This window comes from Bacillus sp. P4_D3 (assembly GCF_056401855.1).
This window is the reverse complement of sequence record NZ_JBFUIN010000009.1, coordinates 34,230-58,571: the sequence shown is the minus strand read 5'-3', so window position 1 is coordinate 58,571 and position 24,342 is coordinate 34,230. Positions and strand designations below refer to the sequence as shown.

Below are 24,342 nucleotides of genomic sequence, written 5' to 3'. Positions count from 1 at the left end.
TCATAAGAGCAAGCTCTTAATCCATYCGCTCGACTTGCATGTATTAGGCACGCCGCCAGCGTTCATCCTGAGCCAGGATCAAACTCTCCAATAAAGTTAGTTTGTCTAGCATCTAAAAATAAAAATTGACGTTCACGTTGTTTGTTTCGTTCAGTTTTCAAAGAACTACTCGGTCGCTCATTTGCGACTTCCTTATGTTAACATCTTCATTTTTCGATGTCAACTAAGTTTTTCAATTTCTTTTTTGTCGTTTTCTGTGTTTCTGCATCAGCGACGTTTATTAATTTATCATATACTTACTCTTAACGTCAATACTTTTTAATAAAAAATTCTTTTTCTTACATAACGAATACATTCTTCCCTATTAGCAACTCTCCGAAATAAACAAAAAATGATTTTATACCTTTCTTCCATCGCCTTTTTTACAATGCTATGTATACGCTCATCTTCAAAATCAAATAAAAGTTCCTCTAGTTCTCTCTTCAGTATGTATTCCATTTCTTTTTTCTCTTCCTTCGTCAACATAATCCCAAGCAAATTATCACCCCAATAACTCCTTACGTGTACCGATAAACACCGCACTCATTTTCAATTATCAATAATGTATCATCAAAAAACAAAATTCTATCACTCATTATATCCACCACTTACGATGTTAATCCCTTGTTCTCTTTTTTAAATTTAAAGCATATATGTAACTGAAAAGGATTGGACAAAGGGGCGTAATATTATGTTTTTCTTTTTTATTACGAGTAAAAGGACATTTAAACACATTAGCTTAATAGTCGTACTTTCCTTATTTACAGCATGGCTACTCTTTTTAAAAACATATTCACATGAATCTGCTTTTTCAACTGCTACCGGCCCTAAAGTGATTTACAAAGGGGACACTGCAAAAAAACAAGTTGCATTCACGTTTGACATTAGTTGGGGAGACCAAAAAGCTATTCCAATCCTTAATACACTCAAAGAAAGAGAAATTAAGAATGCAACCTTCTTTCTCTCTGCTGCATGGGCTGAAAGACACCCTGATATTGTCGAACGCATCATGAAAGATGGACATGAGATTGGTAGTATGGGTTATAATTACACGTCCTACACTTCACTAGAAGCAACTGAAATACGACGAGATCTTTTACGGGCACAAGATGTTTTTACAAAACTTGGCGTAAAACAAGTCAAGCTATTACGTCCACCTAGTGGCGACTTTAACAAAACGACTCTTAAAATAGCGGAATCACTCGGATACACCATCGTTCATTGGAGTAACAATTCAAATGACTGGAAAAATCCCGGCGTAAATAAAATCGTTTCCACCGTCTCTAGCAATTTAAAGGGTGGAGATATTGTCTTATTACATGCTTCTGATTCTGCCCTTCAAACAAATAAGGCTTTACCATTACTCTTACAAAAATTAAAGAGCGACGGATATGAACAAACATCTGTATCACAACTTATTTCCAACACAAGTACAAAAAGCGAAGATATTAAGTAATTCCTTTCCACACGGTTCTTCACACATAAAAAGCTCTGCTATCTTTCGTTAAGATAGCAGAGCTTTTTTTATCCTAGTGTTTACAGACGATAAGAATCTGGTTAATTAAAAACCCATTCTCTTCTCATTAAACTGACTTACTCTTTTGTCCAATTAAACGATGCAATACAAGTAACTGATATGCATTACATAATAGAAGTGGTATCACCATTAAATATAACCAATCTGTATCATTAATCCGGAGCGCTGGTACCCATTCAAGAATTGTTACAACAACCATAAAGAACAAAGCGGGAACAAATGCTTTTTTATTCGTTTCTTTACTCTTTATGTAAGCGACAATTGCCCCAAACACAAATAACATCCCAGCAACAAGTATGTTATTCCCTAACGAAACTTCCCCATTTGCAATAAGTACTGACCTTAAATAAACGAAATCAAACAATACGAACGCAATAAAGAACAGTTGCACTGCATTCCATAAAGAAGATGACCGAAACATCCCTAACCCAAAACGATGAATCGTTAAATATGCAAAGAACCCCATTTGACTTATAACACTAAAAATAAATCCTACGCCCATCAACCAAAAAGAAACTGCTAGAATCTCCTTTCCGTCAAAATTTTGAAAAAATTTAACGTACTTGTCCCACTCTAAAACAAAACCAATAAAGACTGTGCTAATCCCACCAAGAAACAACGTCGTAAAAAATAGTCGTACCCACTTGCGGCTATTCACAACACATCCCCCATTATTCTTATATTTCTAATTGAATTGTATCAATGACAATTTCAAAAAGCTAGCCATGTTAATGTATAAATTCCTTAAAGAGATTTATATTAAAAAAAGAGAACTTTGCTGAAAGGAGCTCCAACTTATGAAACGGATGCTGCTCGTTTTGATTTCTTCTTTTCTATTTATAGCACTAGTGGCATGTGCACAAGAAAAAGAAGCAAAATCCGAACTTGATTATGATCAAACAAAAAAAATGATTGTTGATATTTTAAAAACCGATCAAGGAAAAAAGGCGATCCAAGATGTATTAACTGATGAAAAAATGAAACAAGCCCTCATACTAGATGAAACAGTAGTAAAGAAAACGATTGAAGATGCGATGGTATCTGAAAAAGGGCAACAATTCTGGGAAAAGCTCTTTAAAGACCCTGAGTTCTCATCGAAATTTGCTAAAAGTATGGGAAAAGAACAAACGAACTTAATGAAAACTTTACTAAAAGATCCTGAATACCAATCAGGTGTTATAGAGATTATGAAAAATCCTGAAGTAGAGAAAATTATGTTACAAACAATGAAGAGTAAAGAATATCGTCAATATTTACAGCAAGTACTAACCGAAACTGCCGAAAGTCCAATCTTCCAAGCTAAGATGATTGACATCATTAGTAAAGGTGTACAAAAAGCCGAAAAAGGTGGGTCTGATAAGAAAGGCGCAGGTGGTGAAGGTGGTTCTCAAGATGGGAACAAAGAACAACAATAAAAATTATAGTAATGAGCGGACAATGTATATATTGTCCACTCATTACTACTTTATTTTTGTGTAACAGCTGTTTTATCAATAACTGTCTCAGCTATCGTACGATAAATAAGACCCGTTGTATGTGTATCTTCATATACTGACGGCGCAAAGTCCTCTTTATTCCAATCAGGTTGTTGAAGTGGAATTCGGCCAAGTACATCCGTTTGGAGTTCCGTAGCTAGTTTATCTCCTCCACCTCTTCCAAACACATACTCTTTTTCACCAGTTGCTTTACTTTCAAAATACGCCATATTTTCAACAACACCAAGAATACTATGTTCTGTACGTAAAGCCATGGCTCCAGCGCGCGCTGCTACAAATGCCGCTGTTGGATGCGGCGTTGTTACAATAATCTCTTTACAAGCCGGCAACATCGAATGCACATCTAAAGCAACATCACCCGTACCTGGTGGTAGATCCAATACTAAGTAATCTAAATCACCCCATTCTACTTCTGTGAAAAAGTGATTTAACATTTTCCCAAGCATCGGTCCTCTCCAAATAACAGGTGCGTTATCTTCTACAAAGAATCCCATTGAGATTACTTTCACACCTAGACGCTCCACTGGTATTATCTTATCACCTCTTACAATTGGGCGTTTTTCTATACCCATCATATCCGGTACACTAAAACCATAAATATCCGCATCAATGATACCAACCTTTTTTCCTAAACGAGCTAAAGCAATTGCAAGGTTAACTGAAACAGTCGATTTCCCTACTCCACCTTTTCCACTTGCTACTGCTAAAAATGTTGTATTTGAGTTCGGTGATAATAAGGATTCACTTTTCTCTTCCTCTTGCGTTGGTGCAAACTGAGCTAATTCCTCTTCTGTAAATTCTGCAAAACGAAGTCCAACTGTTGTTGCTCCAAGTTCTTTTACTAACTTTACAATTCCAGACTGCAACTGCATTTGTTCCGCTGTACCTGTCTTTACAATTGCAATTTTAACACTTACATGTTCCTTCTCAGGCTTGACTGTTACCTCTTTAATTGCATTTGTTTCTTTTAACGTTTTATGTATAAACGGATCTACAATCCCTTCCAATGCTTCCACTACCTGCTCTTTTGTTACCATAATTAGCCCAGCCCCCTGTATGAAAAATAACGTAATGTTAATTAAATTTATCTCTCTTTATTTTTGAAATAAATGCGTTTACATTTCCAGTATAACATATTTTCGGAAAACTTCGTTAACGAGAGAAACTCGAAAAATCCTCCTTATTCTGGAGGATTTCCTTTTTCCGTAAAATAACGTAATATACCACGATATATTGCAGCCGCTACTTTTTGCTGGTATTTCTCCGAATTTAACATATATCTTTCATTCACGTTCGATAAAAAGCCAGCCTCAATTAAAGCACCTGGTTTTTTGGCATACTTCAATAAATACACGTGAGGAATTGTTTTAGCAGAACGATTCGTATTTTCTAAGCTTGTTCTCAATTCAGCTTGTATAAATTTCGCAGCCCGTTCGTTTTCAATCGAAGAACGGTAGTAGAACGTTTGTGCGCCCTTAGATCCACTACTAGTTAGGGCATTTAAATGAATACTCGCAAAAAAGTCTACATCAGGCTTATTAATGATCTCAACACGCTTTTTTAAATCCTCTGCTTTACGTCTACTATATGACTTTGTATCTTTATTAGCTAAATCATAATCTCCTTCACGCGTTAAAATAACTAAAGCACCTTGTTCTTGTAAATAATCTTGTACCTTTTTTGTAATCTCAAGCGTAATATCTTTTTCTACAATATCCTTTCCACCAACAGCCCCTCCGTCTGGCCCACCATGCCCAGCATCTAGTACAATCACTTTCCCTGATAAGGGTAAATTCCAAGCTCGCCACGATTTTGTAATTTGAAATTCTTGTTTAACTAAAAAAAACAAAACAACCGCAGCGAGCGCAAAAGAGATAATTCGAATTCTCTTCATACCTTTCCTCCTCCAGCTAGTCCCTCTAATTACTTATATGGGACAAGAGGAAAGTTTATGCTTGTCTTAGTGTAGCTTTAATCGATATCTTCTTTCGCCTTTTTCATACCCTTCCTGCCACCACAAGCCGATAAACTGCTGGCAAGATTCAAAAAGCAATTCCTCGTCTTGCAACTTAATTTCACGTATAGTCATACTCGTTAAAAATTGAAATAACGTTTCAGTTAATTGTTGTTCTTCTTCTAAAGCCCTATATTTCACATCAAAGAATGATTCACCATGATAACCAAATTTACTGTATCTCGCTCCTAATAAATAAGATTCTATCCCTAGTTCAATACAATAATCTTCATACTGACGATGAAGTTCTTGCATCTGAAAGGCATCACGAATATTTGAACGCAATGTTTTTAATGATAATTCTCGCAGCATTTTCCGCTCGTATTTTAACTGCTTTTCTTTTTGTTTTTCTTGTAAGCTGACAATGACATTCATAGTACTTATAAACCTCCCTAATACGTATTAGTCTAAGCTTCTAAAGAAGAAGCATACGCAGGACGATAGCACTAAAATATTCCAAGCTAAAAAAATTACAAAAGAAGAATTAAACATAAAAAAACCCCAACCAAAATGGTTGGGGTTTGAAGTTCACAAAAATTAACGTTTTGAGAACTGAGGTGCACGACGTGCGCCTTTAAGACCGTATTTTTTACGCTCTTTCATACGTGCGTCACGAGTTAATAGACCTGCACGTTTTAATGTTAGACGGTATTCTGGATCAGCTTTTAATAAAGCGCGAGAAATACCGTGACGAATAGCACCAGCTTGACCAGTGTATCCACCACCATTTACGTTTACAAGTACATTGTAGTTACCTAAAGTTTCTGTTGCAACTAGAGGTTGTTTCACTACTTCACGTAATGCAGCAAATGGGATATAGTTTTCAAAATCACGACCGTTAATAATAACGCGTCCTTCGCCTGGAACTAGGCGTACGCGCGCTACTGAACTCTTACGACGTCCAGTGCCATAGTATTGAACCTGTGCCAAAGTAAGCCCTCCTTTAATTAATTATCCGCGAAGTTCGTAAACTTCTGGTTGTTGTGCTTGGTGTGGATGCTCTGCTCCAGCATACACGTTTAATTTCTTAGACACTTGACGTCCTAAACGTCCTTTTGGAAGCATGCCTTTAATTGCAAGCTCTAACATTTGTACAGGGTAGTTTGTACGCATTTCTAGAGCTGTTCTTTGCTTAAGTCCACCTGGGTGGTTAGTGTGACGGTAGTAAATTTTATCGTTTAATTTATTACCTGTTAAATGAATTTTCTCAGCGTTAATAATAATTACATGATCACCCGTGTCAACGTGTGGTGTAAATGTAGGTTTGTGTTTACCACGTAAAATGGATGCTACTTCAGTAGATAGGCGACCTAAAGTTTGACCTTCAGCATCAACCACATACCATTTACGCTCAACTTCGTTAGCTTTTGCCATAAAAGTCGTACGCATGTGTTTCCCTCCTCGTTATCTTTTCCATAGAAAAAATCTATTGTTTATCTTAAACACGATTTCCTTCCGGGGCTAATCGTGGTTTTAGAAACAATACCATATGTTATGATATACTTTTGAGTTTCTAATGTCAAGCAAATGTTACACCAGGATTAGTTGTTATAGTTTACCTGCCATAAGTAAAGTCCATGACCTGGAGCCATCTTTCCAGCAAACTGGCGATTTTGTTTCGCTAAAATCTCTGGAATACTATCAGAATCAAGCTTTCCTTGGCCTACGCTAAGTAACGTACCAACAATAATTCTGACCATATTATATAAAAATCCATTACCTACAAAGCGAAAAATTAATTCATCGTCTTGCTCAATTAATTCGATTTCATAAATTGTTCGCACTTTATCTTTTTTGTCAGTTTTTGCCGAACAAAAAGAAGTAAAGTCATGCGTTCCAATAAAATAAGGAATCGCTTTTCTTATAGAGTTTATTTCGAGCGGATATGGATATTGATATACGTAATTTCTACGGAATACATCTGCAGTCTTTGATAATAATACACGATAGCGATATTCTTTTTTCTCGACACCGTAACGTGCATGAAATTCTTCTGTTTTCTTCTCTACCTGCCTGATAATAATATCATCTGGCAACATTGTATTTAAAGCATTACTCCATTGCCACTCTTCAAGAGACAAAGGTGTATCAAAGTGTATCACTTGTCCTTTGGCGTGAACGGTAGAATCCGTTCTGCCTGATGCCTGCACACGAACAAGTTCTCCTTTATGCAACTTCTGCAATGCTTTCTCTATTTCTTGTTGAACAGTACGATGCTGTGGTTGAATTTGGTAACCACAAAAATGAATGCCATCATATGCAACTGTACATTTTATTCTTTCCATTTCTCTATTCTCCATTACGACCGCACCCATGCCAAAATACAAGCTAAACAAAGTAAGCTTACAATTGTTACTGTATCACTTATTTTCCAGCGTAGTTGCCTAAATTTAGTACGTCCTTCGCCACTTTTATATCCACGAGATTCCATCGCAATCGCTAAGTCCTCTGCACGCTTAAAAGCACTGATAAATAGTGGAACGAGTAGTGAGATAATAGCTTTCATCCTATCTTTTATCGGTCCTCCAGCAAAATCAATACCACGTGACGCCTGCGCTTTCATAATTTTACTCGTTTCATCCATTAATGTGGGGATAAATCGAAGAGAAATTGACATCATTAATGCGATTTCATGAACAGGAACTTTCATACGCTTCAACGGCTTTAATAACGTCTCTAAACCATCTGTAATCTCAATTGGTGTCGTTGTTAACGTTAATAATGTCGTCATTAAAATAATAACGAAAAATCGTATAGAAATGTAGATCCCTTGCTCTAATCCTTTTTCATGTATCGAAAACCAACCAAGCTGGAATAGTACTTCCCCTTCTTTATTTGTAAAAATATGCAGGAAAAATGTAAAAAGAAAAATCCATAAAATTGGTTTTAAGCCCGAAAGTACATAACGAATCGGCACTTTTGCAAAAAATAAAGCAATGAGTGCATATAAAAATAAAAATCCATATGAAATCGCATTATTTGCTAAGAAAACAACAAATACATATAAAAAGACAATCAACAGCTTCGTACGAGGATCAAGTTGATGAATGAGTGACTGACCTGGAATGTATCTCCCAATAATCAACTGCTGCATGATTCATGACCACCTTTTCGTAACACCTGCACAACTTCATGAGTAAGATCCTCTAAAGATAAGGTAGCCTTCGAAATTGAAATACCAAACTTCTCTTCAATTGCACGTTTATACTTTAAAGACATTGGAAGATCCACACCGATTTGTTCTAATTCATCAGCATGTGAAAATACTTCCTCTGCTCTTCCTTGCAAAAAGACCGTTCCTTTATGCATGACCACTATTTGATCTGCATACTTAGCGGCATCCTCCATATTATGGGTAACAAGAATGACTGTAAGCCCCTGCTCCTTATGCAAATTGTAAAACATCTCCATGAGCTCGTGCTGTCCTTTCGGATCAAGCCCTGCTGTAGGTTCATCTAATACAAGCACTTCGGGTTCCATCGCAAGTACACCTGCGATTGCAACACGCCTCATTTGCCCACCGCTTAATTCAAACGGAGAACGTGCTAATAACTCTATGTCCAATCCAACAAGCTGGATTGCATCTTTCGCCTTTTGTTTCGCCTCTTCTTCAGATACACCAAAATTAGTAGGCCCAAAACAAATGTCCTTTTCAACTGTTTCTTCAAATAGTTGATGTTCTGGAAACTGAAAGACAACCCCTACTTTTTTTCGTAGCGGCTTAAGTTTCTTCTCTTTCTTCCCTGCTGAAATTAAATGTTCACCAATTTGAACCGTACCATTTGTCGGCTGCAATAAACCATTTAAATGTTGAATCATCGTCGACTTACCTGAACCAGTATGACCGATAATGGCATAATAGCCCCCACTTGGAAACGACACGTCTACATCATAAAGTGCGCGTCTTTCAAATGGAGTTTTATATTGATAACGATGTTCTACTTTTTGGAATGTAATCTCCAAAGTTCGTTCACCAAGCTTTCCATTGTAAGATGCGTATTTTGCAAGTGAATTTCATTTCTTTTTAATAATTCTGCTATTTTCACCGAAAAAGGTACATCTAATCCAATCTCTTGGAGCATATGAGAGGATTTGAAAATTTTCTCTGGAGTACCTTCCTCTAATATTTCTCCCTTGTTCAAAATAATAATACGGTCTGACTGTGCCGCTTCTTCTAAATCGTGCGTAATCGATAACACCGTAATACCCTTTTGATTAACAAGTTGTCTGACCGTTTCTACTACTTCACGTCTCCCCTGAGGGTCTAACATTGAAGTTGCTTCATCTAGTATTAAAATAGATGGCTGAAGTGCTAGAACACCCGCTATTGCGACTCGCTGCTTTTGTCCACCAGATAACGAATGGGGTTCTTCATTTAAAAAATCTTCCATACGGACAAGTTGCAGAGCTTGTTCTAGTCTTTCTATCATCTGCTCCCTTGGCATTCCGATGTTCTCTAGGCCGAATACAACGTCATCTTGTACTGTCGTTCCAACAAATTGATTATCTGGATTTTGAAATACCATCCCAATTTGCTTTCGAACATCCCATACTGTTTCCTCTGATAAAATCATTGTATCATTTAAAGTAATTGTCCCTGATTCCGGTAAAAATAAGCCATTCAATAATTTTGCAAGTGTAGACTTCCCTGAACCATTTTGTCCAATAACAGATACCCATTCTCCTTCATATAAGGAAAACGAAACATCTTTTAATGCATAAGAGGCTGCCCCAGGATATTGAAATGATATATTTTCTGTCCGAAGTTTCTCTTTTTTCAATACAAGGCACCCTTTCTTCCGCCAAGTTAGCCTATTTTTTTATACTTAAAAAAAAAGGGCCATGACCAGTTACTTGAAAAGAACTGTCCTGCCCTTTTAATCATCATTATACTAACTCGATAATTACCATTGGTGCTGCGTCTCCGCGACGTGGACCAATTTTTGCAATACGAGTGTATCCGCCTTGGCGCTCAGCATAGCGTGGAGCTACATCAGCGAATAATTTTTGAAGTGCATCTTGACCAGTCTCAGCGTTAGCAACCTCATTACGGATGAAAGCTGCTGCTTGACGACGAGCATGAAGATCTCCGCGTTTACCTAAAGTGATCATTTTTTCCACTACAGAACGAAGTTCTTTTGCACGAGTTTCTGTCGTTTGGATGCGCTCGTTKATAATTAAATCAGTAGCTAAATCACGTAACATAGCTTTACGTTGCGCACTTGTACGGCCTAATTTTCTGTATGCCATTCGTAGTTCCCTCCTTTGTTGATGGGTTTAAATCCTCAGTCGTCTTTACGTAAACCTAAACCTAATTCCTCAAGTTTATGTTTAACTTCTTCTAGGGATTTACGTCCTAAGTTACGAACTTTCATCATATCTTCTTCTGTTTTGTTCGCAAGCTCTTGTACAGTATTAATTCCTGCACGTTTTAGGCAATTATAAGAACGAACAGAAAGATCTAGTTCTTCGATAGTCATCTCAAGAACTTTTTCTTTTTGATCTTCTTCCTTCTCGACCATAATCTCAGCATTTTGTGCTTCGTCAGTTAAACCAACAAAGATATTTAAATGCTCAGTTAAGATTTTGGCACCTAAAGAGATAGCTTCTTTTGGCCCGATGCTTCCATCCGTCCATACATCAAGCGTAAGCTTATCATAATTAGCCACTTGTCCGACACGTGTCTTTTCCACTTGGTAAGTCACACGTGATACTGGAGTATAAATAGAATCAATAGGAATTACTCCTATTGGTTGATCTTCGCTTTTATTTGCAACAGCTGGCGTATACCCACGGCCACGCTTTGCAGTTAAACGCATGCGGAAATGCGCATTTTTTGCTAACGTTGCAATGTGTAAATCTGGATTTAAGATTTCAACATCACTATCGTGAGTAATATCAGCAGCTGTGACAATACCTTCGCCCTGTACATCGATTTCCAACGTCTTCTCTTCTTCAGAGTAGATTTTAAGAGCTAACTTTTTCAAGTTTAAGATCATCGTAGTAACATCCTCTACTACGCCCTCTACTGTTGAAAATTCGTGTAAAACGCCATCGATTTGGATAGCAGTTACAGCGGCACCAGGGAGTGAGGATAAAAGAATACGACGTAAGGAGTTACCCAAAGTAGTACCATATCCACGCTCAAGCGGTTCAATCACGAATTTGCCATACTTAGCATCTTCGTTAAGTTCAACCGTTTCGATTTTCGGTTTTTCGATTTCAATCATTAACTAAACCCTCCTTCAAAACGTCGAAACCCCGGTTAAACAAAGGAAAAACCTCTGTTTAACCGAAAGTCCCCCTTAGGCAGTTCCCGATTGTGCACAACAAGCGATGTTTCTGTACGAAATTTCTCGATAATGCATCATATCCATTATAGACAAAAGGGAAAATTCTATACAGAAAAATTACACACGACGACGTTTTGGTGGACGACATCCATTATGAGGAACTGGAGTAACATCTCTAATTGCTGTTACTTCTAGACCTGCCGCTTGAAGAGCACGAATTGCAGCTTCACGACCAGCACCAGGACCTTTAACAGTAACCTCTAAAGTTTTTAAACCATGCTCCATTGCAACTTTAGAAGCAGCTTCAGCAGCCATTTGCGCAGCGAATGGAGTAGATTTACGAGATCCACGGAAACCAAGTGCACCAGCACTAGACCAAGAAAGTGCGTTACCGTGAGTATCTGTAAGTGTTACGATTGTGTTGTTGAAAGTAGAACGAATATGAGCTATACCAGCTTCAATATTCTTTTTCACACGTTTTTTACGAGTGTTTGTTTTACGTGCCATTGTTAGTTCAACCTCCTTTACTTATTATTTCTTTTTATTTGCTACTGTACGACGTGGACCTTTACGTGTACGAGCATTGTTTTTAGAGTTTTGACCACGAACTGGTAAACCACGACGGTGACGAAGACCACGGTAAGAACCGATCTCCATTAGACGTTTAATGTTAAGAGATACTTCACGACGAAGGTCTCCCTCAACTTTAATACGATCGATGATATCACGGATACGTCCTAATTCATCTTCCGATAAATCACGAACTCGTGCTTCCGAAGAAATACCAGCTTCTGTAAGAATTTTTTCAGCAGTTGGGCGACCAATGCCGAATACGTAAGTTAAAGAAATAACAACGCGCTTGTCACGAGGAATATCTACACCTGCGATACGTGCCATTATGAATGCACCTCCTTCTGATTAACCTTGTTTTTGTTTATGTTTAGGGTTTTCACAAATAACCATTACTTTTCCACGTCTACGAATAACTTTACATTTTTCGCAGATTGGTTTAACTGACGGTCTTACTTTCATGTCTCGAACCTCCTTAAAGATTACGGAGTGCTATATTATTTAAAACGGTACGTAATACGACCACGATTTAAATCGTACGGAGATAATTCTACCGTAACTTTGTCTCCTGGTAAAATACGAATAAAGTTCATACGGATTTTACCAGAAACGTGAGCCAATACGACATGCCCATTCTCTAATTCTACTTTGAACATAGCATTTGGCAACGTTTCAAGAACGGTACCTTCGACTTCAATTACATCATCTTTAGCCATTCAATAGTTCTCCCTTCTTCAAATCAGTAACATTTTACACTGCTCTGAAATCCCGGAGAGCCAGCTACTTATAAAGTGGTAAGGATTTCGTATCCTGCTTCTGTAAGAGCAATCGTGTGCTCAAAGTGGGCACACCATTTACCATCTACCGTTACCACTGTCCAGTCATCAGATAGTGTTTTTACATATCGTCTTCCTTGATTCACCATCGGCTCAACACAGATGACCATTCCCGGCTTTAATCTAGGGCCTCTATTTGGTGGACCATAGTGCGGGATTTGAGGGTCCTCATGTAAGTCTTGCCCGATTCCGTGACCAACATACTCCCTAACGATCGAGAATCCATTCTCTTCAGCATGGGTTTGAACCGCATGTGAGATATTTGATAATCTTTCGCCTGGTTTTACTTGTTCTAGACCAAGATACAACGATTTTTCTGTGACATCAAGTAACTTTTGAACAGATTCAGAAATGTTTCCAACTGGATATGTCCATGCAGAATCTCCATGGTACCCATTGTATTTCGCACCAATATCGATACTGATGATATCGCCCTCTTCGAGCTTACGCTTCCCTGGAATCCCGTGTACAAGCTCTTCATTTACAGAAGCACATATGCTCCCCGGAAATCCGTTATATCCTTTAAAAGATGGCGTAGCACCATATTTTCGAATCGTCTTTTCCGCTATTTGATTGAGCTCTTTCGTTGTAATTCCTGGAGTAATATGTTGTTTCAACTCTTGATGAGTTAAAGCAACGATCCTGCCAGCTTCTCGCATGATTTCTATCTCGCGAGGAGTTTTGCAGATGATCATTACGCTAAGCACCCGATGAGAACATCGATATCAGCAAATACTTTATTGATATCTTGCTCACCATTAATGCTTTCTAAGTAACCAAGCTCCCCGTAGAAATCAAGCAAAGGTTTTGTTTGCTTAATATTTACATCTAAACGATTTGCTACAGTTTCCTCGTTGTCATCAGAGCGTTGATATAATTCGCCACCACATTTATCGCACACATCAGCTTTTGCTGGCGGATTGAATTCTAAGTGGTAAGTCGCACCACACTCTTTACAAATGCGACGACCTGTAAGGCGTGTTAATAACAACCCTGAATCCACATTAATGTTTAAAACATAATCGATTTTTTTGCCAAGATCTTTCATAATCTCTTCAAGAGCTGATGCTTGTGCAACAGTTCGTGGGAAACCATCTAATAAGAATCCTTTAATACAGTCTTCTTGACTTAAACGTTCACGAACAATTCCGATTGTAACTTCATCTGGAACAAGCGCACCTTTATCAATAAAAGATTTTGCTTGTAAACCAAGTTCAGTTTCAGCCTTCATAGCTGCACGGAACATATCTCCCGTTGAGATGTGAGGGATGTTATACTTGGCAACAATCTGTTCGGCTTGTGTACCTTTACCAGCACCAGGAAGCCCCATTAAAATTAAGTTCATCCTTGTTCCCCCTCAGTACATGAGCATGTAGGGAAGATAATTCTTCCCACTTACTCACTGCTTGATAAACCCTTTGTAATGGCGTTTTACTAATTGGCTTTCTAGCTGCTTCATTGTTTCTAAAGCAACGCCGACAACGATTAACATACTCGTTCCGCCAATCTGTGCAGATGGAGGAAGATTTCCCAATTTCGTAAAGATAACTGGTAAGATTGCAATCGCTGCTAGGAAAATTGATCCCACAAAGGTCAAACGATACAAGATTTTTGTTAGATATTGTTCTGTATTCTTACCCGGACGAATACCTGGAACATATCCACCTTGCTTGTTTAGATTCTCTGACATTTGCTCTGGATTAACCTGAACAAATGCATAGAAGTATGTGAAGGCCACAATGAGCGCAACATATATGATCATTCCCACTGGGTGAGAATAGTTAAAGTTTGCAATAATCCACTGCGATACATCATGTTTCGGGAAGAACTGTGCAATAGTTGGAGGCGTAATTAAGAATGAAACAGCAAAAATGACTGGAATAACACCCGCACTATTTACCTTAAGTGGTAAATGAGTGTTTTGTGCTCCAGCATGATTCCCATTCCCTCCTGTTACACGCTTCGCGTATTGAATTGGGATCTTTCTAACAGCCTGTTGAATGAAAATAACACCAACAATAACTGCTAGCACAGCTAGTAAAATCAATGCAACTTTAACGATACTCATGAACAATTGATCTCCGATATTTTGAAACTGTTGTTGATACACTTGAGATATAACACTTGGGATCGCTGCGGCAATACCACCAAAGATAAGAATGGAAATACCATTACCTACACCTTTAGATGTAATCTGTTCACCTAACCACATTAAAAATGCAGTACCAGCAGTCAGTACCGTAGCAATGTATAAATAAGTGCTCCAACCTGGATTCAAAATTAATTGCCCACCTACCATACCGTTAAAACCGATTGACATACCAAACCCCTGAATAAACGCAAGAACAATTGTAAAGTAACGCGTGAATTGCGTTAGTTTACGACGGCCCATTTCGCCTTGCTTCGACCATTCCGAAAATTTAGGAACAACATCCATCTGCAATAATTGCACGATGATGGATGCTGTAATATACGGCATGATTCCCATCGCGAAGATGGAGAAGTTCTTCAAGGCGCCACCGCCAAATGTATTTAGGATACCTAAGGCATTTAATTGATCTTGTGCTTTCAGTACGTCTCCATTTGTAAATGGCACTGGGATAAACGTGCCAATTCTGAATACGACTAACATCGCTAAAGTGAATAATATTTTACGTCTTATCTCAGCAACGCGCATAAAGTTGGAGATTGTACGAAACATTAGATCACCTCAACTGATCCGCCAGCTGCTTCAATTGCTTCTTTAGCACTTGAAGAGAACTTGTGCGCTTTAACAGTTAATTTTTTCTCTACTGCTCCGCTTGCAAGAATTTTAACACCGTCGTTTAATTTGCTGATAACGCCAGTTTCCAGCAATAATTCAGGTGTTACTTCTGTACCATCTTCAAAACGATTTAACGTTGATAAGTTTACAATAGTAAACTCTTTACGGTTAATGTTTGTGAAGCCGCGTTTTGGTAAACGACGGAATAGTGGAGTTTGACCACCTTCGAAGCCAAGACGAACACCGCCGCCAGAACGTGCGTTTTGTCCTTTATGACCTCTACCAGCAGTTTTACCGTTACCAGAACCGATACCACGACCGACACGGTTACGTACTTTACGAGAACCTTCTGCAGGTTTTAATTCATGAAGTTTCATTCCCAGGCACCTCCTTATATTAATGAGTTATCCTTAAGCTTCTTTTACAGTTATAAGGTGAGAAACTTTGTTGATCATACCAAGAATAGCAGGAGTTTCTTCCTTAACTACAGTTGAATTCAACTTTTTAAGACCTAAAGCTTCTACCGTCGCACGTTGATCTTGTGGACGACCAATTACACTACGAGTGAGGGTAATTTCTAACTTTTTCGCCATTTGTTTTCCCTCCTTAACCTAGTAGCTCTTCTACAGATTTACCGCGTAATTTTGCAACATCTTCAGCGCGCTTAAGTTCGCTTAATCCGTTCACAGTAGCGCGAATCATGTTGATTGGTGTGTTAGTACCAAGAGATTTCGAAAGAATATCTTGTACACCAGCTAATTCTAGTACCGCACGAACAGGTCCACCAGCAATAACACCAGTACCCTCAGCAGCAGGTTTTAAGAATACTTCACCAGCTCCAAAATGACCGTTGATTGTGTGTGGAATTGTTGTACCAACTAATGGTACTGCGATTAGGTTTTTCTTAGCGTCTTCGATAGCTTTACGGATTGCGTCTGGTACCTCTTGTGCTTTACCAGTACCGAATCCAACATGACCGTTTTTATCGCCAACTACAACTAGTGCAGCAAAGCGGAAACGACGACCACCCTTAACAACTTTCGCGACACGATTTATCGTAACTACACGTTCTTCAAGTTCTAATTTACTTGGGTCAATGCGTTGCATCAATTTTCCCTCCTTTGACCATTAAAATTGTAATCCAGCCTCACGAGCAGCTTCAGCTAGAGCTTTAACACGGCCATGGTATAAGTAACCACCGCGATCAAATACTACTTCTTTAACGCCTTTCTCTACAGCACGCTTAGCAACTGATTCTCCAACTTTCGTAGCAGCTTCAGTATTGCTAGTACCGTTAAGAGCAAGGTCTTTATCAAGAGTAGATGCACTTACTAATGTTACACCATTTACATCATCAATAACTTGAGCGTAAATATGTTGGTTAGAACGGTACACGTTTAAACGTGGACGTTCTGCAGTACCAGTAAGTTTAGCACGTACACGTGCATGTCTTTTCTTACGAGTCGCATTTTTAGCAGCTTTAGTGATCATTCTTGTCACTCCTTTCTTTCACCTAACGGGTTTACTTAGCAGTTTTACCTTCTTTACGACGAACAACTTCGCCTTCGTAACGAATACCTTTACCTTTATATGGTTCAGGAGCACGTACAGCACGGATGTTAGCAGCAAATTCGCCAACACGTTGCTTGTCGATACCTTTAATTACGATTTTAGTTGGTACAGGTACTTCAACTTCAAGTCCTGCTTCTGGAGTCATTTCTACTGGATGAGAATAACCTACGCTTAAAACAAGTTTATCACCTTGTTTTTGAGCACGGTAACCAACACCGACTAATTCAAGTCCGCGTGCAAAACCTGTAGTTACACCTTCAACCATGTTTCCGATTAAAGCACGAGTTGTACCGTGTAATGCACGGTGTTCCTTCTGTTCAGATGGACGCTCAACTGTTAGTGTATTTTCTTCAATTTTGATAGACATATCAGTTTTGAAAGTACGAGTTAATTCACCTTTAGGGCCTTTTACTGTTACAGTATTGTCTTCTGCAACTGTAATAGTAACACCTGCAGGGATTTCAAGAATCTTTTTACCAATACGAGACATGTGGTCACACCTCCGTTCGTTTTAAATATATATTACCAAACGTATGCTACTACTTCTCCACCAGTTTGTAATTGACGAGCGTCTTTGTCCGTCATTACTCCCTTAGATGTAGAAACAAGAGCGATACCTAATCCGTTAAGTACACGAGGTACTTCATCAGCTTTTGCGTAAACGCGTAAGCCAGGTTTACTGATACGTTTTAATCCAGTGATTACACGTTCATTGTTTGCACCATATTTCAGGAAAATACGAAGGATACCTTGTTTGTTATCCCCGATGTATTCTACATCACGAATGAAACCTTCACGTTTTAAAAGATCAGCGATCTCTTTTTTGATTTTAGAAGCAGGAACCTCTAATTTCTCATGACGTACCATGTTCGCATTACGGATGCGAGTAAGCATGTCTGCAATTGGATCTGTCATCACCATGTGTTTTACCTCCTTCCCATTTGTGGGTTTTACCAACTAGCTTTTTTAACACCAGGAATTTGACCTTTATATGCAAGTTCACGGAAACAAATACGGCAAAGCTTAAATTTGCGGTATACAGAATGCGGACGACCGCAGCGTTCGCAACGTGTATACTCTTGTACTTTAAACTTAGGAGTACGCTTTTGTTTCGCGATCATAGATTTTTTAGCCACGTTTTCGCCTCCTCTACTTAGCGTTGGCTTCCATTATTTTTGGAATGGCATACCGAATTGTGTTAAAAGTTCACGAGCTTCTTCATCAGTTTTCGCTGTAGTAACGATTACGATGTCCATACCTCGGACTTTACTTACTTTATCATAATCAATCTCAGGAAAAATTAGTTGCTCTTTAACACCTAATGTGTAGTTCCCACGACCATCAAATGATTTCTTAGAAACACCACGGAAATCACGTACACGTGGTAAAGAAACTGATACTAATTTGTCGAAGAACTCATACATTTGCTGACCGCGTAAAGTTACTTTCGCACCGATTGGCATACCTTCACGAAGACGGAAACCAGCGATTGATTTTTTAGCGCGAGTTACAACAGGTTTTTGACCTGCGATTTGAGTTAATTCTTCTACTGCATTGTCTAAAGCTTTTGAGTTAGATACCGCGTCACCAACACCAGTGTTGATTACGATCTTTTCGATTTTCGGTACTTCCATCACAGATTTATAGTTAAACTTGCTCATTAGAGCAGGAGTAATTTCCTTTTGGAACTTCTCTTTAAGGCGATTCAATGAAGTGACCTCCTTTCTTAAGAAAATTATTTATCTAATAATTCACCAGATTTTTTTGCAATACGCACTTTTTTACCATCTTCTACTTTGAAGCCTACGCGAGTAGGTTCGCCTGTTTTCGGATCTAATACCATAACATTAGAAACGTGAATAGGTGCTTCTTTCGTAATAATTCCACCTTGTGGATTTAATTGAGATGGCTTAGAGTGTTTTTTAACGATGTTAACACCCTCAACGATAACACGGTTTTGCTTTGGGAAAGCCACAAGGATAACACCTTGTTTTCCTTTGTCTTTACCAGTGATTACCTGAACTTTATCACCTTTTTTTACATGCATCTTAATTCTGCACCTCCTTAGCAAGGCAATACCTTAAATTATAGAACTTCTGGAGCTAAAGAAACGATCTTCATGAAGTTGCTATCACGTAATTCACGAGCTACTGGTCCGAAGATACGAGTACCACGTGGGCTCTTATCGTCTTTGATGATAACCGCTGCGTTTTCATCAAATTTAATGTAAGAACCGTCCGGACGACGAGCTCCGCTCTTCGTACGTACCACTACTGCCTTAACAACGTCACCTTTTTTAACAACGCCACCTGGTGTTGCTTGTTTTACCGTAGCAACGATAATATCACCAATATAAGCATATTTACGACCAGAGCCGCCTAATACTTTAATTGTTAAAAGTTCGCGGGCACCAGAGTTGTCAGCAACTTTCAAACGAGATTCTTGTTGGATCATGTTATGAAACCTCCCTTCGGACTAAAAATTCCGATTCGTCTATTTAGATAACAACCGCTTCTTCAACGATTTCAACTAAACGGAAACGCTTAGTAGCAGAAAGCGGGCGAGTTTCCATGATTTTAACGATATCGCCAAGTTTCGCTTGGTTTTGCTCATCATGGGCTTTATACTTTTTAGAATACTTAACACGTTTTCCGTACAAGGAATGAGTTTTGTAAGTTTCAACTAAAACTGTAATCGTTTTGTCCATTTTGTCAGAAACAACACGACCAGTATAAACTTTGCGTTGGTTACGTTCGCTCACTATGCAAACCTCCCCTCAATTTATCGATTAATTCCGATCTCTCTTTCACAAACTACAGTTTTCATACGAGCAATCGCTTTACGTACTTCACGGATGCGAGTTGGATTCTCTAATTGTCCTGTAGCAAGTTGGAAGCGAAGATTAAACAACTCTTCCTTTAAAGCTTTAACTTTTGTTTCGATTTCGGCAGTGGTTAATTCACGAATATCATTAGTTTTCATTAGATTCACCACCATTTACTTCACGTTTTACGAATTTACATTTCACTGGTAATTTGTGAGCTGCAAGACGTAATGCTTCGCGTGCTACCTCTTCAGATACACCCGCAATTTCAAACATAATTTTCCCAGGTTTTACTACTGCTACCCAGCCTTCTGGTGCCCCTTTACCGGAACCCATACGTACTTCTAGAGGTTTTGCAGTGTAAGGTTTAGAAGGGAAAATTTTAATCCATACTTTACCGCCACGTTTCATGTGACGAGTCATTGCACGACGAGCAGCTTCGATTTGACGGTTTGTAATCCATGAAGCAGCTAGTGCTTGTAAACCGAATTCACCAAAAGCGATTTCAGTTCCACCTTTTGCACGACCACGCATTTTACCACGATGCTCTCTACGATATTTTACGCGTTTAGGCATTAACATATTATTTTCCTCCTTCCTCAGAAGCTTTCTTTTTTGTAGGAAGGACTTCTCCACGGTAGATCCATACTTTTACGCCTAATTTACCGTATGTTGTATCAGCTTCAACTGCTGCATAGTCAATATCAGCGCGAAGTGTATGAAGTGGAACAGTTCCTTCACTGTAAGATTCTGCACGAGCGATATCAGCTCCGCCAAGACGACCAGAAACCTGTGTTTTAATACCTTTTGCTCCTGCACGCATAGCACGTTGAATAACTTGCTTTTGTGCACGACGGAATGATACACGGTTTTCTAATTGACGAGCGATGTTTTCGCCTACTAATTTAGCGTTAAGATCAGCTCTCTTAACTTCTAAAATGTTGATGTGTACACGCTTGCCTGTTAATTGGTTAAGAGCTTTACGAAGTGCTTCAACTTCAGTACCACCTTTACCAATTACCATACCAGGTTTCGCAGTGTGAATTGTAACATTTACACGATTTGCTGCACGTTCGATTTCTACTTTAGCAACAGCAGAATCTTTTAAGCGTACAGTAATGTACTCACGGATTTTGATGTCTTCATGTAATAACGTAGCATAATCTTTCTCAGCGAACCAACGAGATTCCCAGTCGCGGATAATACCGACACGAAGACCAATTGGATTAACCTTCTGACCCATCGATTATCCCTCCTTCTTTTCTGATACCACAACTGTGATGTGGCTTGTGCGTTTGTTAATTTGGCTTGCACGACCCATTGCACGTGGACGGAAACGTTTCAACGTTGGACCTTCGTCAACGAAGACTTTTTCAACAACTAGGTTGTTAATATCCATCTCATAATTGTGCTCTGCATTTGCGATTGCAGATTTTAAAACTTTTTCTACAACTGGAGAAGCAGTTTTTGGTGTGTGGTTAAGGATAGCAATCGCTTCACCCACTTGCTTACCTCGGATTAAGTCTACTACTAAACGAACCTTACGAGGAGCAATACGAACTGTTCTCACTACTGCTTTAGCTTGCATTGAAGTGCCTCCTCTCATTATCTTCTAGTTTTCTTATCGTCAGCAAGGTGACCTTTATACGTACGAGTTGGTGCGAATTCACCTAACTTATGGCCAACCATATCCTCAGTGATGTACACAGGTACGTGTTTACGACCATCATATACAGCAATTGTATGTCCGATGAACTGAGGGAAGATTGTTGAACGGCGAGACCAAGTTTTAACAACTTGTTTTTGCTCAGATGCAACTAATTTTTCCATTTTGTTCATTAAGTGATCATCGACAAATGGTCCTTTTTTTAAGCTACGAGCCATTTTGGTGCCTCCCTTCGTGATTGGCGTACGGTTCTTGAAGCGAACCGTACTACAATCCCATTATTTTTTACGACGACGAACGATAAATTTATCAGACGCTTTGTTTTTCTTACGAGTCTTGAATCCAAGAGTTGGTTTACCCCATGGAGACATTGGAGACTTACGTCCGATTGGAGAGCGACCTTCACCACCACCGTGTGGGTGATCAACCGGGTTCATTACAGAACCACGAACTGTTGGACGCTTACCTAACCAGCGAGAGCGACCTGCTTTACCGATTTTGATAAGTTCGTGTTGTTCGTTACCAACTTGACCGATTGAAGCGCGACAAGCAGATAATACTAAACGTACTTCACCAGAAGTTAAACGTACAAGTACGTATTTTCCTTCTTTACCAAGTACTTGAGCAGATGTACCAGCAGAACGAACTAATTGTCCGCCACGACCAGGCTTAAGCTCGATGTTATGAACAACAGTACCTACTGGAATGTTGATTAATGGTAATGCGTTACCGATTTTAATGTCAGCTTCAGGGCCAGACACAACTTCCATACCTACTTCTAAAGTTTTAGGAGCAAGAATGTAACGTTTTTCACCGTCAACGTAATTAATTAATGCGATATTCGCAGAGCGGTTTGGATCATATTCGATCGTAGCAACGCGTCCTGGAATTCCATCTTTGTTACGCTTAAAGTCGATGATACGGTATTGACGCTTATGTCCGCCACCTTGATGACGTACAGTAATTTTACCTTGGTTATTACGACCAGCCTTTTTGCTTAAAGGAGCAAGTAAAGACTTTTCCGGTCTGTCGGTCGTGATTTCAGCGAAATCATTCGTAGTCATATTACGACGACCGTTAGTAGTTGGATTATACTTTTTAATTCCCATCTCAATTTCCCTCCTTCTTTAGTAAGAATTAAACGCCTTGGAAGATTTCGATTTCTTTGCTGTCAGCAGTTAGCTTAACGATTGCTTTACGACGACGGCTAGTAAAACCAGCGTGACGACCAACGCGTTTTGCTTTCGGCTTGTAGTTCATGATATTTACTTTGTCTACATTAACACCAAAGATCGCTTCTATCGCGTCTTTAACTTCTGTTTTATTAGATTTAACGTCCACGTCGAACGTGTATTTTTTTTCAGCCATCATTTCCATAGAACGTTCAGTGATAACTGGGCGCTTAATGATATCACGAGGATCTCTCATTATGCAAGCACCTCCTCTACTTTTTCCACTGCCGCTTTTGTCATGATTAGCTTATCATGATGAAGCACATCTAGCACGTTTACGCCATCAGCAGTGATTACTGTTACTCCTGGGATATTGCGAGCAGATAACTCTACAGATTCGTTTGCATCAGCAGTTACGATAAGAGCTTTCTTCTCAACAGTTAATCCTTTAAGTACTGCTACCATGTCTTTTGTTTTTGGTGCATTTAACACTAGGTCTTCAAGAACTACAATGTTGTTCTCAACTACTTTAGTAGCTAATGCAGATTTGATTGCTAAACGACGAACTTTCTTAGGAAGTTTGTACGCATAGCTTCTTGGTGTAGGTCCGAATACCGTACCACCACCACGCCATTGAGGAGAGCGGATAGAACCTTGACGAGCACGTCCAGTTCCTTTTTGACGCCATGGTTTACGACCACCACCGCGAACTTCAGAGCGAGTTTTTACTTTGTGTGTACCTTGACGTAAAGATGCACGTTGCATCATTACAGCTTCAAATAGTACAGCTTCATTTGGTTCGATACCGAAAATAGCTTCAGCTAATTCGATTTCACCAACCTGTGAACCAGTTTGGTTATATACAGTAACTTTTGGCATTGGAATTCCTCCTTCCTATTGTGAATTATTTGCTAACCTTCACAGCGCCTTGAACAACTACAAGAGATTTCTTAGCACCTGGAACGTTACCTTTTACTAGTAATAAGTTGCGCTCAGTGTCAACTTGAACGATTTCTAAGTTTTGGATAGTAACTTGGTCTCCACCCATACGTCCAGCAAGTTTTTTGCCTTTGAATACACGGTTCGGAGCAACTGGCCCCATTGAACCTGGACGACGGTGATAGCGAGAACCATGAGACATAGGTCCGCGAGATTGTCCGTGGCGTTTAATAACACCTTGGAAACCTTTACCTTTAGAAATTCCTGTTACGTCAACGATTTCACCTGCAGCGAAAACTTCAACTTTTACCTCTTGACCAACCTCTAATCCGTCCACGTCTGCATCGCGGATTTCGCGAATGAAGCGCTTAGGAGTTGTAGATGCTTTAGCAGTGTGGCCTTGTTCAGGTTTGTTAGTTAACTTTTCACGTTTATCTTCAAATCCTAACTGAATTGCGTTGTAGCCATCAGTTTCAGTTGTTTTCTTTTGAAGAACAACGTTTGGATTAGCAGCGATTACCGTTACTGGGATTAACTCACCGTTCTCAGCAAATACTTGAGTCATACCGATCTTTCTTCCTAAGATTCCTTTGGTCATGAGTTACACCTCCTACATTTTT

General features: G+C 39.1%; 42 protein-coding genes and 1 rRNA gene. 2 read left to right on the top strand and 41 right to left on the bottom strand.

Annotation, left to right across the window (positions count from 1 at the left end):
* Together AC1DTM_RS03585 and AC1DTM_RS03580 are read right to left on the bottom strand one after the other, a co-directional pair.
* Positions 1-94, bottom strand: a 16S ribosomal RNA gene (locus AC1DTM_RS03585); the annotation flags it as partial.
* Positions 95-318: 224 nt separating this feature from the next.
* Positions 319-537 (bottom strand): hypothetical protein, encoded by a 219-nt coding sequence (locus AC1DTM_RS03580; protein ID WP_033710542.1) that lies wholly within the window; start codon positions 535-537, stop codon positions 319-321.
* Positions 538-730: 193 nt separating this feature from the next.
* Here AC1DTM_RS03580 and pdaB point away from each other — a divergent pair, with 193 nt between their 5' ends.
* Complete coding sequence (pdaB, locus tag AC1DTM_RS03575; protein ID WP_016103305.1) at positions 731-1,495, top strand: polysaccharide deacetylase family sporulation protein PdaB; 765 nt, start codon at positions 731-733, stop codon at positions 1,493-1,495.
* Between the two features lie 127 nt (positions 1,496-1,622).
* Here the strand turns inward: pdaB and kbaA are convergent, their stop codons facing one another.
* The gene (kbaA, locus tag AC1DTM_RS03570) at positions 1,623-2,234 is read right to left on the bottom strand and encodes a KinB signaling pathway activation protein KbaA (RefSeq protein WP_016103304.1); all 612 of its coding nucleotides are present in this window, start codon (positions 2,232-2,234) and stop codon (positions 1,623-1,625) included.
* A 139-nt stretch (positions 2,235-2,373) separates the two neighbouring features.
* Between kbaA and gerD the strand changes: the two genes are divergently transcribed.
* Positions 2,374-2,991 carry a spore germination protein GerD gene (gerD, locus tag AC1DTM_RS03565; RefSeq protein WP_016103303.1) on the top strand — a complete coding sequence of 206 codons (618 nt, stop codon included), beginning with the start codon at positions 2,374-2,376 and terminating at the stop codon, positions 2,989-2,991.
* 50 nt (positions 2,992-3,041) lie between these two features.
* On the opposite strand, the gene AC1DTM_RS03560 is transcribed toward gerD, so the two are convergent.
* The 38 genes from AC1DTM_RS03560 to rplC form a co-directional block, all read right to left on the bottom strand.
* Positions 3,042-4,109: an Mrp/NBP35 family ATP-binding protein gene (locus AC1DTM_RS03560; RefSeq protein WP_002159599.1), complete on the bottom strand. Its 1,068-nt coding sequence runs from the start codon at positions 4,107-4,109 to the stop codon at positions 3,042-3,044.
* Between the two features lie 143 nt (positions 4,110-4,252).
* Positions 4,253-4,966, bottom strand: a complete 714-nt coding sequence (gene cwlD / locus AC1DTM_RS03555; RefSeq protein ID WP_002113331.1) for an N-acetylmuramoyl-L-alanine amidase CwlD — start codon at positions 4,964-4,966, stop codon at positions 4,253-4,255.
* Between the two features lie 66 nt (positions 4,967-5,032).
* Positions 5,033-5,461, bottom strand: a complete 429-nt coding sequence (locus AC1DTM_RS03550) for a DUF2521 family protein (RefSeq protein ID WP_002113330.1) — start codon at positions 5,459-5,461, stop codon at positions 5,033-5,035.
* A 162-nt stretch (positions 5,462-5,623) separates the two neighbouring features.
* A complete protein-coding gene (rpsI, locus tag AC1DTM_RS03545) occupies positions 5,624-6,016 on the bottom strand; it encodes a 30S ribosomal protein S9 (protein WP_002009728.1) in 393 nt (130 codons plus the stop codon).
* Positions 6,017-6,037: 21 nt separating this feature from the next.
* Positions 6,038-6,475 carry a 50S ribosomal protein L13 gene (gene rplM, locus AC1DTM_RS03540; RefSeq protein ID WP_002029337.1) on the bottom strand — a complete coding sequence of 146 codons (438 nt, stop codon included), beginning with the start codon at positions 6,473-6,475 and terminating at the stop codon, positions 6,038-6,040.
* Positions 6,476-6,627: 152 nt separating this feature from the next.
* Positions 6,628-7,371 carry a tRNA pseudouridine(38-40) synthase TruA gene (gene truA / locus AC1DTM_RS03535; protein WP_088098627.1) on the bottom strand — a complete coding sequence of 248 codons (744 nt, stop codon included), beginning with the start codon at positions 7,369-7,371 and terminating at the stop codon, positions 6,628-6,630.
* A 14-nt stretch (positions 7,372-7,385) separates the two neighbouring features.
* Entirely contained in the window at positions 7,386-8,180 is a 795-nt protein-coding gene (locus AC1DTM_RS03530) for an energy-coupling factor transporter transmembrane component T family protein (RefSeq protein WP_002091546.1), read from the bottom strand.
* Positions 8,168-9,049, bottom strand: a complete 882-nt coding sequence (locus AC1DTM_RS03525) for an energy-coupling factor ABC transporter ATP-binding protein (protein WP_002113327.1) — start codon at positions 9,047-9,049, stop codon at positions 8,168-8,170. Before AC1DTM_RS03525 ends, AC1DTM_RS03530 begins: the two co-directional genes overlap by 13 nt.
* The gene (locus tag AC1DTM_RS03520) at positions 9,025-9,867 is read right to left on the bottom strand and encodes an energy-coupling factor ABC transporter ATP-binding protein (RefSeq protein WP_002091544.1); all 843 of its coding nucleotides are present in this window, start codon (positions 9,865-9,867) and stop codon (positions 9,025-9,027) included. The genes AC1DTM_RS03525 and AC1DTM_RS03520 overlap by 25 nt, the downstream gene beginning before the upstream one ends.
* Positions 9,868-9,973: 106 nt before the next feature.
* Positions 9,974-10,336, bottom strand: a complete 363-nt coding sequence (gene rplQ / locus AC1DTM_RS03515; RefSeq protein WP_000331490.1) for a 50S ribosomal protein L17 — start codon at positions 10,334-10,336, stop codon at positions 9,974-9,976.
* A gap of 35 nt (positions 10,337-10,371) precedes the next feature.
* Positions 10,372-11,316: a DNA-directed RNA polymerase subunit alpha gene (locus AC1DTM_RS03510; protein WP_002091540.1), complete on the bottom strand. Its 945-nt coding sequence runs from the start codon at positions 11,314-11,316 to the stop codon at positions 10,372-10,374.
* Between the two features lie 180 nt (positions 11,317-11,496).
* Positions 11,497-11,886, bottom strand: a complete 390-nt coding sequence (gene rpsK / locus AC1DTM_RS03505) for a 30S ribosomal protein S11 (RefSeq protein WP_002009745.1) — start codon at positions 11,884-11,886, stop codon at positions 11,497-11,499.
* A 24-nt stretch (positions 11,887-11,910) separates the two neighbouring features.
* Positions 11,911-12,276, bottom strand: a complete 366-nt coding sequence (gene rpsM / locus AC1DTM_RS03500) for a 30S ribosomal protein S13 (protein ID WP_002159602.1) — start codon at positions 12,274-12,276, stop codon at positions 11,911-11,913.
* A 21-nt stretch (positions 12,277-12,297) separates the two neighbouring features.
* Positions 12,298-12,411: a 50S ribosomal protein L36 gene (gene rpmJ / locus AC1DTM_RS03495; RefSeq protein ID WP_000868344.1), complete on the bottom strand. Its 114-nt coding sequence runs from the start codon at positions 12,409-12,411 to the stop codon at positions 12,298-12,300.
* 35 nt (positions 12,412-12,446) lie between these two features.
* On the bottom strand, positions 12,447-12,665 hold the full coding sequence (infA, locus tag AC1DTM_RS03490) for a translation initiation factor IF-1 (RefSeq protein WP_001029884.1): 219 nt from the start codon (positions 12,663-12,665) through the stop codon (positions 12,447-12,449).
* 68 nt (positions 12,666-12,733) lie between these two features.
* Positions 12,734-13,480, bottom strand: coding sequence for a type I methionyl aminopeptidase (gene map / locus AC1DTM_RS03485; protein ID WP_002091537.1), 747 nt, complete (start codon positions 13,478-13,480; stop codon positions 12,734-12,736).
* Complete coding sequence (locus tag AC1DTM_RS03480) at positions 13,480-14,130, bottom strand: adenylate kinase (RefSeq protein ID WP_002091536.1); 651 nt, start codon at positions 14,128-14,130, stop codon at positions 13,480-13,482. The genes map and AC1DTM_RS03480 overlap by 1 nt, the downstream gene beginning before the upstream one ends.
* A 54-nt stretch (positions 14,131-14,184) precedes the next feature.
* A complete protein-coding gene (secY, locus tag AC1DTM_RS03475) occupies positions 14,185-15,486 on the bottom strand; it encodes a preprotein translocase subunit SecY (protein WP_002091534.1) in 1,302 nt (433 codons plus the stop codon).
* Positions 15,486-15,926, bottom strand: coding sequence for a 50S ribosomal protein L15 (gene rplO / locus AC1DTM_RS03470; RefSeq protein ID WP_002009754.1), 441 nt, complete (start codon positions 15,924-15,926; stop codon positions 15,486-15,488). Before rplO ends, secY begins: the two co-directional genes overlap by 1 nt.
* A gap of 33 nt (positions 15,927-15,959) precedes the next feature.
* Positions 15,960-16,142, bottom strand: coding sequence for a 50S ribosomal protein L30 (rpmD, locus tag AC1DTM_RS03465; protein ID WP_001085231.1), 183 nt, complete (start codon positions 16,140-16,142; stop codon positions 15,960-15,962).
* 13 nt (positions 16,143-16,155) lie between these two features.
* Positions 16,156-16,656 carry a 30S ribosomal protein S5 gene (gene rpsE, locus AC1DTM_RS03460; RefSeq protein ID WP_002063426.1) on the bottom strand — a complete coding sequence of 167 codons (501 nt, stop codon included), beginning with the start codon at positions 16,654-16,656 and terminating at the stop codon, positions 16,156-16,158.
* A 21-nt stretch (positions 16,657-16,677) separates the two neighbouring features.
* A complete protein-coding gene (rplR, locus tag AC1DTM_RS03455) occupies positions 16,678-17,040 on the bottom strand; it encodes a 50S ribosomal protein L18 (protein WP_002009761.1) in 363 nt (120 codons plus the stop codon).
* A 31-nt stretch (positions 17,041-17,071) separates the two neighbouring features.
* A complete protein-coding gene (gene rplF / locus AC1DTM_RS03450) occupies positions 17,072-17,611 on the bottom strand; it encodes a 50S ribosomal protein L6 (RefSeq protein ID WP_002063425.1) in 540 nt (179 codons plus the stop codon).
* 32 nt (positions 17,612-17,643) lie between these two features.
* Positions 17,644-18,042 (bottom strand): 30S ribosomal protein S8, encoded by a 399-nt coding sequence (gene rpsH / locus AC1DTM_RS03445; RefSeq protein WP_002091529.1) that lies wholly within the window; start codon positions 18,040-18,042, stop codon positions 17,644-17,646.
* Between the two features lie 29 nt (positions 18,043-18,071).
* A complete protein-coding gene (rpsN, locus tag AC1DTM_RS03440) occupies positions 18,072-18,257 on the bottom strand; it encodes a 30S ribosomal protein S14 (protein ID WP_001085700.1) in 186 nt (61 codons plus the stop codon).
* A gap of 33 nt (positions 18,258-18,290) precedes the next feature.
* Entirely contained in the window at positions 18,291-18,830 is a 540-nt protein-coding gene (rplE, locus tag AC1DTM_RS03435; protein ID WP_002091528.1) for a 50S ribosomal protein L5, read from the bottom strand.
* Between the two features lie 26 nt (positions 18,831-18,856).
* The gene (gene rplX, locus AC1DTM_RS03430) at positions 18,857-19,168 is read right to left on the bottom strand and encodes a 50S ribosomal protein L24 (protein ID WP_000558201.1); all 312 of its coding nucleotides are present in this window, start codon (positions 19,166-19,168) and stop codon (positions 18,857-18,859) included.
* 38 nt (positions 19,169-19,206) lie between these two features.
* Positions 19,207-19,575 carry a 50S ribosomal protein L14 gene (rplN, locus tag AC1DTM_RS03425; RefSeq protein WP_002063420.1) on the bottom strand — a complete coding sequence of 123 codons (369 nt, stop codon included), beginning with the start codon at positions 19,573-19,575 and terminating at the stop codon, positions 19,207-19,209.
* Positions 19,576-19,618: 43 nt separating this feature from the next.
* The gene (rpsQ, locus tag AC1DTM_RS03420) at positions 19,619-19,882 is read right to left on the bottom strand and encodes a 30S ribosomal protein S17 (protein WP_002091526.1); all 264 of its coding nucleotides are present in this window, start codon (positions 19,880-19,882) and stop codon (positions 19,619-19,621) included.
* A 20-nt stretch (positions 19,883-19,902) separates the two neighbouring features.
* Complete coding sequence (gene rpmC, locus AC1DTM_RS03415) at positions 19,903-20,103, bottom strand: 50S ribosomal protein L29 (RefSeq protein WP_002091523.1); 201 nt, start codon at positions 20,101-20,103, stop codon at positions 19,903-19,905.
* The gene (rplP, locus tag AC1DTM_RS03410; RefSeq protein ID WP_002159603.1) at positions 20,093-20,527 is read right to left on the bottom strand and encodes a 50S ribosomal protein L16; all 435 of its coding nucleotides are present in this window, start codon (positions 20,525-20,527) and stop codon (positions 20,093-20,095) included. Before rplP ends, rpmC begins: the two co-directional genes overlap by 11 nt.
* Before the next feature lies 1 nt (position 20,528).
* The gene (gene rpsC, locus AC1DTM_RS03405) at positions 20,529-21,188 is read right to left on the bottom strand and encodes a 30S ribosomal protein S3 (RefSeq protein ID WP_002009771.1); all 660 of its coding nucleotides are present in this window, start codon (positions 21,186-21,188) and stop codon (positions 20,529-20,531) included.
* A 3-nt stretch (positions 21,189-21,191) separates the two neighbouring features.
* Positions 21,192-21,533 (bottom strand): 50S ribosomal protein L22, encoded by a 342-nt coding sequence (rplV, locus tag AC1DTM_RS03400; RefSeq protein ID WP_002009773.1) that lies wholly within the window; start codon positions 21,531-21,533, stop codon positions 21,192-21,194.
* Positions 21,534-21,550: 17 nt separating this feature from the next.
* On the bottom strand, positions 21,551-21,829 hold the full coding sequence (gene rpsS, locus AC1DTM_RS03395) for a 30S ribosomal protein S19 (RefSeq protein ID WP_000124452.1): 279 nt from the start codon (positions 21,827-21,829) through the stop codon (positions 21,551-21,553).
* A gap of 60 nt (positions 21,830-21,889) precedes the next feature.
* On the bottom strand, positions 21,890-22,720 hold the full coding sequence (gene rplB, locus AC1DTM_RS03390; protein ID WP_002159604.1) for a 50S ribosomal protein L2: 831 nt from the start codon (positions 22,718-22,720) through the stop codon (positions 21,890-21,892).
* A gap of 28 nt (positions 22,721-22,748) precedes the next feature.
* Positions 22,749-23,039, bottom strand: a complete 291-nt coding sequence (rplW, locus tag AC1DTM_RS03385) for a 50S ribosomal protein L23 (RefSeq protein ID WP_001205557.1) — start codon at positions 23,037-23,039, stop codon at positions 22,749-22,751.
* A complete protein-coding gene (gene rplD, locus AC1DTM_RS03380; RefSeq protein ID WP_001127261.1) occupies positions 23,039-23,662 on the bottom strand; it encodes a 50S ribosomal protein L4 in 624 nt (207 codons plus the stop codon). Before rplD ends, rplW begins: the two co-directional genes overlap by 1 nt.
* A gap of 25 nt (positions 23,663-23,687) precedes the next feature.
* Entirely contained in the window at positions 23,688-24,320 is a 633-nt protein-coding gene (gene rplC, locus AC1DTM_RS03375) for a 50S ribosomal protein L3 (protein ID WP_000160209.1), read from the bottom strand.
* Between the last annotated feature and the right edge of the window lie 22 nt (positions 24,321-24,342).